Origin of the sequence: Vibrio sp. St2 (genome assembly GCF_947311885.1) — a bacterium.
In the GTDB taxonomy this organism is placed as follows: Bacteria; Pseudomonadota; Gammaproteobacteria; order Enterobacterales; family Vibrionaceae; genus Vibrio; species Vibrio coralliilyticus.
Map to the genome: position 1 here is coordinate 1 of NZ_CAMZNA010000014.1, position 12684 is coordinate 12684.

General features: G+C 46.0%; 12 protein-coding genes and 4 tRNA genes. 7 read left to right on the top strand and 9 right to left on the bottom strand.

Translation table 11 applies throughout. The features are described from left to right. Positions 1–2 precede the first annotated feature (2 nt). From QMA41_RS22955 to lolB, 9 genes are all read right to left on the bottom strand, one after another. Positions 3–76, bottom strand: a tRNA-Met gene (locus tag QMA41_RS22955). A 79-nt stretch (positions 77–155) separates the two neighbouring features. Further along, positions 156–230: transfer RNA gene (locus QMA41_RS22960), tRNA-Gln, on the bottom strand. A gap of 30 nt (positions 231–260) precedes the next feature. After that, a tRNA-Leu gene (locus tag QMA41_RS22965) sits at positions 261–345 on the bottom strand. A 37-nt stretch (positions 346–382) separates the two neighbouring features. After that, positions 383–459, bottom strand: a tRNA-Met gene (locus tag QMA41_RS22970). Between the two features lie 268 nt (positions 460–727). Then, entirely contained in the window at positions 728–1819 is a 1092-nt protein-coding gene (gene ychF / locus QMA41_RS22975; protein WP_006963107.1) for a redox-regulated ATPase YchF, read from the bottom strand. Between the two features lie 10 nt (positions 1820–1829). Next, positions 1830–2420: an aminoacyl-tRNA hydrolase gene (pth, locus tag QMA41_RS22980; protein WP_008075196.1), complete on the bottom strand. Its 591-nt coding sequence runs from the start codon at positions 2418–2420 to the stop codon at positions 1830–1832. A gap of 149 nt (positions 2421–2569) precedes the next feature. Continuing rightward, positions 2570–3514, bottom strand: coding sequence for a ribose-phosphate pyrophosphokinase (locus QMA41_RS22985; RefSeq protein WP_006963105.1), 945 nt, complete (start codon positions 3512–3514; stop codon positions 2570–2572). Positions 3515–3543: 29 nt separating this feature from the next. After that, complete coding sequence (gene ispE, locus QMA41_RS22990; RefSeq protein ID WP_281630694.1) at positions 3544–4416, bottom strand: 4-(cytidine 5'-diphospho)-2-C-methyl-D-erythritol kinase; 873 nt, start codon at positions 4414–4416, stop codon at positions 3544–3546. Next, the gene (gene lolB, locus QMA41_RS22995; protein ID WP_006963103.1) at positions 4413–5030 is read right to left on the bottom strand and encodes a lipoprotein insertase outer membrane protein LolB; all 618 of its coding nucleotides are present in this window, start codon (positions 5028–5030) and stop codon (positions 4413–4415) included. Before lolB ends, ispE begins: the two co-directional genes overlap by 4 nt. Positions 5031–5192: 162 nt before the next feature. On the opposite strand from lolB, the gene hemA reads away from it, so the two are divergent. The 7 genes from hemA to ushA all read left to right on the top strand — a co-directional run bounded on the left by hemA (position 5193) and on the right by ushA (position 12637). Next, the gene (gene hemA / locus QMA41_RS23000) at positions 5193–6449 is read left to right on the top strand and encodes a glutamyl-tRNA reductase (RefSeq protein ID WP_019277129.1); all 1257 of its coding nucleotides are present in this window, start codon (positions 5193–5195) and stop codon (positions 6447–6449) included. 52 nt (positions 6450–6501) lie between these two features. Continuing rightward, positions 6502–7590 (top strand): peptide chain release factor 1, encoded by a 1089-nt coding sequence (gene prfA, locus QMA41_RS23005; protein ID WP_281630695.1) that lies wholly within the window; start codon positions 6502–6504, stop codon positions 7588–7590. A 3-nt stretch (positions 7591–7593) separates the two neighbouring features. Beyond that, positions 7594–8463 carry a peptide chain release factor N(5)-glutamine methyltransferase gene (gene prmC, locus QMA41_RS23010; protein ID WP_281630696.1) on the top strand — a complete coding sequence of 290 codons (870 nt, stop codon included), beginning with the start codon at positions 7594–7596 and terminating at the stop codon, positions 8461–8463. Positions 8464–8465: 2 nt separating this feature from the next. Continuing rightward, positions 8466–8849 (top strand): SirB2 family protein, encoded by a 384-nt coding sequence (locus QMA41_RS23015; protein WP_006963099.1) that lies wholly within the window; start codon positions 8466–8468, stop codon positions 8847–8849. Between the two features lie 19 nt (positions 8850–8868). Beyond that, the gene (locus QMA41_RS23020; protein WP_038510120.1) at positions 8869–9678 is read left to right on the top strand and encodes a SirB1 family protein; all 810 of its coding nucleotides are present in this window, start codon (positions 8869–8871) and stop codon (positions 9676–9678) included. Positions 9679–9722: 44 nt separating this feature from the next. Next, positions 9723–10574 (top strand): 3-deoxy-8-phosphooctulonate synthase, encoded by an 852-nt coding sequence (kdsA, locus tag QMA41_RS23025; RefSeq protein ID WP_019277131.1) that lies wholly within the window; start codon positions 9723–9725, stop codon positions 10572–10574. A 401-nt stretch (positions 10575–10975) separates the two neighbouring features. Next, complete coding sequence (ushA, locus tag QMA41_RS23030; RefSeq protein WP_019277132.1) at positions 10976–12637, top strand: bifunctional UDP-sugar hydrolase/5'-nucleotidase UshA; 1662 nt, start codon at positions 10976–10978, stop codon at positions 12635–12637. Positions 12638–12684 lie beyond the last annotated feature (47 nt).

Consider the following 12684-nt stretch of genomic DNA (forward strand, 5'->3'; position numbering starts at 1 on the left):
GGTGGCTACGACGGGATTCGAACCTGTGACCCCATCATTATGAGTGATGTGCTCTAACCAGCTGAGCTACGTAGCCACTCGTGAGCGAGACAATATAAACCTTCACGCTCTTAGTGACAAGCCCTTTTTCCAAAAGGCCTAACACTTTAAATAAATGGCAGGTCTACCTGGATTCGAACCAGGGAATGGCGGCATCAAAAGCCGCTGCCTTACCGCTTGGCGATAGACCTACGAGCTGATAGCAAAAGCTATCTAAAACATGGTGCGGAAGGAGAGACTTGAACTCTCACACCTTGCGGCGCCAGAACCTAAATCTGGTGCGTCTACCAATTCCGCCACTTCCGCATCTATTCCTAAATACTTTCGTAAAAGTCTTTAGGAATGGTGGCTACGACGGGATTCGAACCTGTGACCCCATCATTATGAGTGATGTGCTCTAACCAGCTGAGCTACGTAGCCATACCATGTTTTGTTCTTTCAGATAATTGACCTTATCGTCGGGAACGGCGCGCATTATGCGAAGTTGCAGCAAAGCCGTCAATAGTTTTTTTGAATAAATCGGGATAAATCAACTGTTCGGTTTCTTTTTAAACAAAGAGGCGTGTTAATCATCGAAAAGTGACAACAAAATGTTATCCATTAGCCAACTTAATTTAATTGCCAAAGTTCCAGAAACAACAAAGCCAGCACGAATGCTGGCTTTGAAAGTCAATGACTTGCGAAGAAATTATACGTTAAAGCGGAAGTGAACAACATCACCATCTTTCACGATGTATTCTTTACCTTCTAAACGCCATTTACCTGCATCTTTTGCACCACTTTCACCGTTGAATTCGATGAAATCATCGTAACCAACGACTTCAGCTCGGATAAAGCCTTTTTCAAAGTCAGTGTGGATCTTACCTGCTGCTTGTGGCGCTGTTGCTCCAACTGGAATTGTCCATGCTCGAACTTCTTTAACACCTGCAGTGAAGTAAGTGTGTAGTGTCAGAAGCTCGTAACCCGAGCGGATTACACGGTTCAGACCTGGTTCTTCGATCCCCATATCTGCTAGGAACTCTTCACGATCTTCATCATCCAGTTCAGATAATTCAGATTCAATGGCCGCACAAACTGGGACAACAACGTTGTTTTCTTTTGCTGCAAACTCACGTACTGCGTCTAGGTATGGGTTATTTTCAAATCCATCTTCGTTGACGTTGGCAATGTACATTGTTGGCTTGAGGGTTAAGAAGTTCAGGTAACCAATCGCTGCCAGCTCTTCTTTTGCCAGCTCAACAGTGCGAGCCATGCCACCTTCAGTCAGAACAGGAAGCAGTTTTTCAAGAACAGTTAGCTCAAACTTAGCGTCTTTGTCGCCACCTTTTGCTTTCTTGTTGTTACGTTGAATTGCACGTTCACATGAATCTAGATCCGCCATCGCAAGCTCAAGGTTGATAACCTCAATGTCTTCAATAGGAGACACTTTACCAGCTACGTGAACGATGTTTTCGTTCTCAAAACAGCGCACTACGTGGCCAATCGCATCAGTTTCGCGGATGTTCGCTAGGAATTTGTTACCTAGACCTTCACCTTTAGATGCACCGGCAACCAGACCTGCAATGTCAACGAACTCCATCGTTGTTGGCAGGACTTTCTGTGGGTTAACGATCTTCGCCAGTGCGTCTAGGCGCAGATCGGGTACAGGTACAACGCCAGTATTTGGCTCGATAGTACAGAACGGGAAGTTTGCCGCCTCGATACCTGCTTTAGTTAGTGCGTTAAACAGAGTTGACTTACCTACGTTTGGTAGACCAACGATGCCACATTTAAAACCCATGATATTAACCTTATTCTGCTTTGAACGTGTGTAGACGGTTTTGCGCTTTCGATAAGCCATCCTTTATTAGGATGTCTAGACAGCGAACAGATTCATCAGCCGCTGCATCAAGTAGCTCTTGCTCTTTGGCAGGCGCTTTACCTAGAACAAATCCCGCTACTTTATCTTTGTGTCCCGGATGGCCAATACCGATCCTCAGACGATAGAAATCTTTGCAATTACCAAGCTTACTAATTGTGTCACGTAGACCATTGTGCCCGCCGTGGCCGCCGCCTTTCTTAAATTTGGCGACACCGGGAGGTAAGTCTAGCTCATCGTGTGCGACCATGATCTCTTCTGGTTTAATCTGGTAAAACTTCGCCAATGCGGCAATGGATTTGCCAGAGAGATTCATAAAGGTCGTTGGGATAAGCAAGCGGAGATCTTGACCGTTCATCATAATGCGTCCAGTCAGGCCGAAAAACTTCGCTTCGTTTTTCAGTGTGATGTTATGAACGCGTGCTAGTTCTTCTACTACCCAAGCCCCAGCGTTATGGCGGGTTCTGGCATATTCAGGCCCAGGATTGGCAAGGCCGACAAGAAGTTTGATCTGTTGACTCAAGGTTAGGATCTCTCTTGGAATCTCAAAAAGCGCAGTATGATAGCACAGAATTCTCACCTCGGGCGAGGTGTGGATTGACTGCTAGTTTGTTGCCATAAAAAAACACCCCAAAGTGGGGTGTTTTCAAGTCATTCTTATCTAATCCAAGATTAGTTGAACATTGCTGAGATAGACTCTTCGTTGCTAATACGACGAATTGCTTCAGCCAGCATACGAGACAAGCTTAGCGTAGTCACTTTACCTGTTGCCTGCATTTCTTTTGACTGAGTGATGGAGTCAGTCACGATGACTTGGTCCAGTACTGAGTTCTTGATGTTATGTGCAGCGTTACCAGAGAATACAGCATGAGTTGCGTAAGCAAAGACTCGCTTAGCACCACGCTCTTTAAGCGCTTCAGCTGCTTTACATAGCGTACCGCCAGTATCGATCATGTCATCTACGATCACACAGTCACGGCCTTCTACATCACCAATCAAGTTCATCACTTCGGAAACGTTCGCACGTGGGCGACGCTTATCAACGATAGCGATGTCGATGTCACCTAGTGCTTTAGCCGTTGCACGAGCACGTACAACACCGCCAAGATCTGGAGAAACAACAACTGGATTTTCAAGACCACGCGCTTCCATATCATCCAGAAGAACTGGTGTACCGAAGATATTATCTACAGGGACATCGAAGAAGCCCTGGATTTGCTCTGCGTGTAGGTCAATGGTTAGGACGCGGTCAACGCCAACGTTAGAAAGGAAGTCAGCAACAACTTTTGCTGTGATTGGCACACGCGCTGAACGTACACGACGGTCTTGGCGAGCGTAACCAAAGTAAGGGATAACTGCTGTAATACGGCCCGCTGAAGCGCGGCGCATTGCGTCAATCATCACTACAAGTTCCATTAGGTTGTCGTTAGTTGGTGCGCAGGTAGATTGGATGATGAAAACATCACTACCACGTACGTTTTCGTTGATTTGTACAGCGACTTCGCCATCAGAAAAACGAGAAACAGTAGCATCACCAAGAGAGATGTATAGACGATCAGCAATACGTTGGGCTAGTTCAGGTGTAGCGTTACCAGCAAATAGCTTCATATCAGGCACGGTGGAAACCTCGGGGTTGCGTCCAGTATTTAGATAGATATATTGTGGGCTAAGCGATACTTAGCCAGTGTCTCGTATAAAGGAGAAATATTTTTCCCTTTAGCCACAAAAGCAGAGACATTGTCAGGTAATTGTTCAAGAACCTTGTTGGCCTCATTTTGGCTCGAAAACTCAGCAAAAACGCAGGATCCGGTCCCTGTCAGTCTTGACGGCGCGTATTGTAGCAGCCATGAAAGTTGCTTATCAACCTCTGGGTACAGCATTCGAACAATTTTTTCGCAATCGTTTACGTAATGGCTGTCAAGAAGTGTTGCCAGGTCACGTTTTGGAGTGTTTCGAGTTAAATCAGGGTGCGTAAAAATATCTGCCGTTGCGATGGCTATATCCGGTCTAACGACCAAATACCACTTTTCTTCAGGTTCTGCTTTTGTGAGCTCTTCACCGACACCTTCAGCAAACGCGGCAAAACCTTGTGTGAAGACAGGTACGTCTGCACCAAGCTTCAATCCAATCTCGGCCAGCTGTTGCTCAGTCAGTTTAGTCTGCCAAAGGTGATTCAAGGCGACTAATACTGTGGCAGCGTTTGATGAGCCACCACCAATGCCTCCGCCCATTGGTAACACTTTATCTAACTCGATTTGGGCACCGTATGAACAGCCTGTTTTCGCCTTCAGTGCCATCGCAGCTTGCCAAATCAGGTTATCTTCAACAGCTACGCCCGGCAGATCGGGTGTTAATTGAATTTCACCACTCTGATTGGCGGTAACGGTGAGGGTGTCACCATGATCAACAAACTGGAATAAGGTTTGTAATTCGTGATAGCCGTTGTCGCGGCGACCTGTGATATATAAGAAAAGGTTCAGTTTTGCCGGTGAAGGCCAATGCGTTGTTTCGCTGATCATTGATCAAGATTCCATTTGGATATAACGATGTTGATTGAAATGTCGCCTTGTTTCAGCTTGAGCTTCTGTGGCAATGGTAAAGCGCTGCCCTGATACTGGATATCTTGATAGTTAAGGTAATCAAGTTGCCAGGTTTGCCCATTCACCTGCTTAGTCAATGAAGCTAGAGTATTGGTGTCATTGAGTCGGTATGTATCAGCGTCAATTGGGCTACCTAAGAACCAGTTATTGAGTTGCTCGACAGGTAGGGTGAGCCCTGTTAGGCGATAAATTAGCGATTGGGCATCGTGTGAAGTGTAGGTTTCGTCTTCATACGTTTCTACCGAAGCACCACTCGGTGTAATTTTCAGGTTCAGTGCCGTTTGACCAATAAAAGTGGTGAGCCTAAGCTGGCTGAAATCGGGGCTGTGTTTCCACTGAAAATTGAGTGACTGGCGCTGCTGTGGTGAAATGTAGCCCAGTTTTCCGTTAGCTTGGTATTGGCTGATACTGTTCAGGCGCTGTTGGTGTGTTTGCCACTCGACATTGGTGGTGCTGGTGTCAAGAGTTGCGCATCCCGCAAGAATTAAACTACTGAACAGAAAGATAAAGAAGGGACGAAAATAGGTCGTCATTGTTGGCTATTTATCCATTTGAGTCCTTGTCTTGCGCTACACTATATCATTGAAATCACGAAGTCATGAAAACATATCCCGAATACCCTTTAATTAAATCGGGCCATCAAGTAAAATTCCGTCCTTATTTGTTCATTCGCTGAAAACGAGAACCCTGATTACATGTCTTTGCTTGCTATAGGTATTAACCACAATACGGCTTCGGTAGAGTTGCGAGAGAAAGTCGCATTCGGACCGGAGAAGTTACCTCAAGCACTTAAGCAATTGGGCGATAACCCTCATGTCAATGGCAGTGTGATCATTTCAACCTGCAACCGCACTGAAGTCTACTGTGACGTCAAATCTTCTGGTAAAAGCAAAGTAGTGGATTGGCTCGCTCAGTTTCATCAGGTAAGCCCTGAAGACCTGAAACCCAGTTTGTATGTACACGAAGAGCAGGCGGCGATTCGTCACCTGATGCGTGTATCCTGCGGTTTGGATTCTCTGGTGCTTGGTGAACCTCAGATTCTAGGGCAGGTTAAGCAGGCTTATTCAGACTCTCGTGAACATAAGTCGGTCGATACCGCGATGGAAAAGCTATTTCAGAAGACTTTTTCTGTCGCAAAACGTGTCCGTACCGAAACGGATATTGGTGGCAACGCCGTTTCTGTTGCTTACGCGGCCTGTACATTGGCCAAGCACATTTTTGAGTCACTTGAAGATTCTACGGTGCTTTTGGTTGGTGCTGGTGAGACGATTGAGCTAGTGGCGAAACACCTTGCAAGCAATGGTTGTAGCAAAATGATTGTTGCCAACCGCACCAGAGAGCGTGCATTGCCACTTGCTGAGCAGTTTGGTGCCCAAATCATTGGCTTGCCAGAAATACCTGATCATCTTCCTCGCGCTGATATTGTGATAAGCTCCACGGCCAGCCCGCTGCCAATCATTGGTAAAGGGATGGTGGAAAGTGCGCTGAAAGCCCGCCGTCATCAACCCATTTTGTTGGTGGATATTGCGGTGCCTCGTGATATTGAATCGCAAGTGGCTGAGCTTGATGATGCGTATCTCTACTCTGTAGATGACCTGCAATCGATTGTCGAAAGCAATATGGAGCAGCGAAAAGTTGAAGCCATACAAGCGGAAGCGATCGTCAGTGAAGAGAGTGCCACGTTCATGTCATGGCTGCGCTCTCTTCAAGCCGTCGACAGTATTCGAGATTATCGAAAATCGGCCAATGACATCAGAGAAGATCTACTGAATAAAAGTCTGCAGTCTTTGGCAGCGGGGACTGATCCGGAAAAAGTATTGCTGGAGCTGAGTAATAAGCTCACTAACAAGCTGATTCATGCACCGACCCGAGCATTGCAAAGTGCTGCAGAACAAGGTGAGCCGGCCAAGCTCGCCACATTAAGACAAAGTTTGGGTCTGGAAGACTCCTAATTTCATTGGACGTGAAAACGACCAATCTATCGAACCCTGAGTTAAGAAAACTATGAAAGCCTCGATTCTAACTAAGCTAGAAACACTGGTTGAACGATACGAAGAAGTTCAACACCTGCTTGGCGATCCTGACGTGATCGGCGACCAAGATAAATTCCGCGCCTTGTCAAAAGAGTACTCTCAGCTAGAGGAAGTGACAAAGTGTTTCCAAGCTTATCAGCAAGCACAGGAAGACCTAGTCGCGGCTGAAGAAATGGCTAAGGAAGACGACGCTGAAATGCGTGAGATGGCTCAGGAAGAGATCAAAGAAGCACAGGAAACTATCGAGCGTCTTGACGACGAGCTACAGATTCTGCTACTACCAAAAGATCCTAACGATGATCGCAACTGTTTCCTAGAAATCCGCGCGGGTGCGGGTGGTGATGAAGCCGGTATTTTTGCAGGCGATTTATTCCGTATGTACAGCAAGTTTGCTGAGAAGAAAGGTTGGCGTGTTGAAGTCATGTCTTCTAATGAAGCAGAACATGGCGGCTACAAAGAAATGATTGCAAAAGTTTCTGGTGATGGTGCTTACGGCGTGTTGAAGTTTGAGTCAGGTGGTCACCGTGTTCAGCGTGTCCCAGCGACTGAATCACAAGGCCGTGTACATACTTCTGCATGTACTGTCGCCATTATGGCGGAGATCCCAGAAGCGGAAATCCCAGAAATCAAAGCGGCAGACCTGAAAATTGATACCTTCCGTGCGTCGGGTGCTGGTGGTCAGCACGTTAACACCACGGATTCTGCAATTCGTATTACTCACTTACCAACAGGTACTGTTGTTGAGTGTCAGGATGAGCGTTCTCAGCACAAAAACAAAGCGAAAGCGATGTCAGTACTGGCGGCACGTATTATCCAGGCCGAAGAAGCTAAACGTGCTGCGGAAGAGTCAGATACTCGTCGTAACCTGTTAGGTTCAGGCGATCGTAGTGACCGTATCCGTACCTACAACTACCCACAAGGCCGTGTCTCTGACCACCGTATCAACCTGACTATCTATCGTCTCAATGAAGTGATGGAAGGGGATCTAGCAAGTTTGGTTGATCCTGTTATCCAAGAGCATCAAGCTGACCAATTAGCGGCGCTGGCTGAGAACAACTAATCAATGACTGCACCACATAGTGTTGAATACACACTAAAGAGTGCCGTAAACAAGCTTCAAGAGAGTGGCAGTGATTCGCCCTCTCTTGATGCCGCGGTATTGCTTTGCCACACCCTCAACAAGCCTCGCTCCTTTCTGCTGACGTGGCCTGACAAAATTCTTGATTCAGAAGCAATTCTGGCTTTTGAAGCGAGCTTACAGCGTCGCATCAATGGTGAACCGGTCGCTTACATTACCGGTGAACGTGAGTTCTGGTCACTGCCCCTGAAAGTGGCACCAAGCACACTTATTCCACGTCCAGATACAGAGCGTTTGGTTGAAATTGCTTTAGAGAAAGCGGTTGAAAATCAGGGTGATATTCTAGATTTAGGCACGGGAACCGGCGCGATTGCACTCGCCATTGCTTCGGAGCTACCAAACCGTCAAGTTTGGGGTATCGATCTCAAGCAAGAAGCCAAACAGCTGGCTGAGTCTAACGCTGAGCATCTGGGCATTCGCAATGCACAATTTTTATCAGGCAGCTGGTTTGAACCGATTGAAACTGGTACAAAGTTTGCTCTGATAGTATCAAACCCTCCTTATATTGAAGAGCATGACCCGCATTTAGCACAGGGAGATGTGCGATTTGAACCGTTGAGCGCTTTAGTGGCGAAAGATAACGGATTGGCTGATATCAAGCACATTTCGAGTCAGGCACTGAGCTTTTTGCAGTGTGATGGCTGGTTGATGTTTGAGCACGGTTACGATCAAGGTATGGCAGTGAGAGAGATTCTGGGCTCACTGGGATACCAAAACATTACAACTTATAAAGACTACGGCGAAAACGACCGCGTAACCATAGGTCAATTTTCTCCAGAGAAGCAAGAGAGATAATTATGTACGAAGGTTTAAAGCACTTTCATCTGTTAACGATAGCAATCAGTGCCACTTTATTGTCTGTGCGCTACGCGATGATGATGGCCAACTCCAAACTGTTAGAGAAGAAGTTTTTCAAAGTCTTCCCTCACATCAATGACACGTGTTTACTGTTGTCGGGTATTGGTCTGATTTTTATCACTGGCTTTATTCCTTTTACTGCTGCAGCTCCTTGGCTGACGGAAAAAATTACCTGTGTGTTGGCGTATATCGCACTGGGTTTCTTTGCTCTTAAGTTGGGTAAAAACAAGTTACTACGTACATTCTCCTTCTTTGGCGCGCTAGGCTGGTTAGCGATGGCAGGTAAGGTGGCTGTAAGTAAAGCCCCATTATTTTTAGGTTAAGGCGTACTAGGTATTATTCATGCTTGAGTTGTTTGATGAAGATTTTGATGCTATTGAACTGGCAGAAGGGGCGCTGATCTTAAACAAAGCGATTAACCCGTCGACCAATGATCAGTGGGCAGAGAAAGAACTGCATCGATTGCTAAAAGAAGCTGAGTTGAGATTAAGCCAAGAGATCGACGAAAAGCAACGTTTCGACGCTTTGCTGCGCCTCTTTTATCACGAGTGGGGATTCACTGGTGATCAGGAAGCCTACTATGATTCGTCCAATGCTTTCATTGATAAAGTGCTGGAGCGTCGCAAAGGCATTCCGGTAAGCTTGGGGGCACTATTACTGTACCTTGGGCGCAAGCTAGGTTTTCCAATCAGTGGTGTGACCTTTCCAAGCCAGTTTTTGCTGAAGCTGGAATGGTATGGTGAGAGTCCACAGTTTATTAATCCATTCAATGGTGAGTACGTTTCCAAGCATGTACTGGGGGCGTGGCTAATTGGGCACAGTGGGCCTCTAGCGACTTTGGAACCTGAACATCTGAAGTCTGTGGATAATCCAACGGTTATCGGTCGTTGGCTAGCATTGCTTAAGAGCGCTTTACTTCGTGAAGAGCGCTATACTTTGGCTTTGAAATGCACCGATTTAGCGCTAACGTTTGTACCTGATGACCCATATGAAATTCGCGATCGTGGTTTTATCTACCAGCAGCTAGACTGCCATCAAGTTGCGCTGAGTGACTACCAATATTTTATTGATCAGTGCCCAGATGATCCGGCAGCTGAGTTGTTAAAGAATCAAGTAAATGCCATGAGCGAGACTCAGGTAACACTTCATTAAGTCCAGCTACAGGTTGGCATACACAAAGAAATAGAGAGAAAAAAATGGAACAGAAAATCGTTCACGTTGGTGATATCCCTGTAGCTAACGACAAACCGTTTACGTTGTTTGCAGGTATGAATGTTCTTGAATCTCGTGATCTGGCTATGCAGATCTGTGAGCACTATGTCAAAGTGACAGAAAAGCTTGGCATCCCTTACGTGTTCAAAGCGTCATTCGATAAAGCAAACCGTAGTTCTGTTCATTCATACCGTGGTCCGGGTCTGGAAGAAGGTATGAAAATCTTCCAAGAGCTGAAAGACACATTTGGTGTTAAAATTATCACTGATGTACACACAGAAGCTCAGGCACAGCCTGTCGCTGACGTGGTTGACGTGATTCAGCTACCTGCATTTTTGGCTCGTCAAACTGACCTTGTTGAAGCGATGGCAAAAACTGGCGCTGTGATTAACGTTAAGAAACCGCAGTTCATGAGCCCAGGTCAAGTGGGTAACATCGTTGATAAATTCAGCGAGTGTGGCAATGACAACATCATTCTATGTGAGCGCGGCTCTTGTCACGGTTACGATAATCTAGTGGTAGATATGCTGGGTTTCGGTGTGATGAAGAAAGCGTCAAAAGGTAGCCCAATCATCTTTGATGTGACCCACTCACTTCAGATGCGTGACCCTTCAGGTGCTGCATCTGGCGGTCGTCGTGAACAGACTGTTGAATTGGCAAAAGCGGGTCTGGCGACTGGTATTGCGGGTCTGTTTATTGAAGCGCATCCGAATCCTGATCAGGCAAAATGTGATGGTCCATCAGCATTGCCTTTAGACAAGCTGGAACCTTTCCTAGCGCAAATGAAAGCGCTGGACGATCTGATTAAAGGTTTCGAGCACATCGACATTAAGTAGGTATTCATTGTTAAGAAAAAGGCTAGCCAATTGGCTAGCCTTTTTTGTTTCTGATTGCTCCCCAAATCCCTTAGAACCCTAACAAGAAGAAGTCATGTTCCCTTTCTTTGTTGAGTAAACGCTCAATCTCACATTTGCTGTTCAGTGATGTTAACTCACAGTAAAACGTTTGCTTGTGATCATTTGGTAGAACAGGTGCAATTGTGCTGCTTTGTTACACACTTAAATGTCAATTAGGGTGATCTAAGCGGCATAAATATGAAATCAAGATGTCACCCCTAACGGCTTAATTTAAACTAGTTCAAGTTTTACTGAGTTCTCAGTTATTGGTTGCTGAGCGCGTCTGTTCAACAAACTCAGTATAAAGCAGTGGAAATCCCCAAAAATTCAAAGGTATGACAATGAAGCAACGCCTGATTGTAAAAACCGCACTAAGCGCAGCGATTCTTGCAACTCTAGCTGGTTGTGCGACAGCACCTCAGCAAGAGTGGGAAGCGGACAAAACTTATAAACTGACAGTTCTGCACACTAATGACCATCACGGTCGTTTCTGGCAGAACAAATATGGTGAATACGGCATGGCTGCTCGTAAAACGTTGGTTGACGAGCTGCGTGCAGAAGTAGAAGCTGACGGTGGTAGCGTGCTACTACTATCTGGCGGTGACATCAATACAGGTGTTCCAGAGTCTGACCTGCAAGATGCCGAGCCAGATTTCAAAGGCATGAACAAGATTGGTTACGATGCAATGGCATTAGGTAACCACGAATTTGATAACCCACTTGAAGTTCTGTTTAAGCAGAAAGAGTGGGCAAACTTCCCAATGCTGTCTGCAAACATCTACGACAAAGAGACTGGCGAGCGTATGTTCCAGGCTTACCAGATGTTTGATAAGCAGGGTATTAAAATTGCTGTAATTGGTCTGACTACTGAAGATACGGCTAAGATTGGTAACCCAGAATTCATTGGCGGTATCGACTTCCGCGATCCTAAAGAAGAAGCGAAGAAGTTGATCGCTGAGATCGAAGAAACTGAAAAACCAGATCTGATCTTTGCTGTGACTCACATGGGCCACTACGAAGATGGTAAGCGTGGTGTTAATGCTCCGGGTGACGTGGCTCTTGCTCGCTACCTAGACGAAGGCTCTCTGGACATGATCGTAGGTGGTCACTCTCAAGAGCCAGTATGTATGGAAGCGCCAAACGTTGTTAAGAAGAACTTCAAACCTTCTGACGAGTGTAAGCCAGACCTACAAAATGGTACTTACATTGTTCAGGCTCACGAGTGGGGTAAATACGTAGGTCGTGCTGATTACGAATTCCGTAACGGTGAGCTAGAAATGGTGAGCTACGACCTGATCCCAGTTAACTTGAAGAAGAAAGTTAAGATCGACGGTAAGAAGCAACGTGTTCTTATTGAAGATGAAATCAAGCAAGACGAAGAACTGCTTGAATTCCTACGCCCTTACCAAGAAAAAGGTAAAGCGCAGCTGGATGTGAAGATTGCAGAAACTAACGGCAAGCTTGAAGGTGATCGTAACGTCGTTCGCTTTAAGCAAACTAACCTAGGCCGTCTGATTGCAACTGCTCACATGGAGCGTGCAAAAGCGGACTTCGCAGTAATGAACTCAGGTGGTGTTCGTGACTCGATTGAAGGCGGCGATGTAACGTACAAAGATGTGCTAACTGTTCAGCCATTCGCTAACATCCTGACTTACACTGACATGACGGGTAAAGAAGTTCTCGACTACTTAAACGTAGTTGCAACTAAACCTGTTGATTCTGGCGCGTACGCACAGTTTGCTGGTATCTCAATGACAGTAGCAAATGGCGAAGTATCAAATGTATTTATTGGTGGTAAGCAACTTCGCCTTGATGAAACCTACCGTTTCACAATCCCAAGCTTTAACGCTGCGGGTGGTGATGGTTACCCTAAACTGACAGGTCACCCTGGTTACGTTAATACTGGTTTCGTAGACGCTGAGGTTCTAAAAGAGTACCTAGAAGCGAACAGCCCAGTTGATGTTAACAAGTACGCACCTGCTGGCGAGATTGTTTACAAGTAAGTTGACTAAAACTTCGAAATCTCATTAACTTAAAAGCGCTGCACATT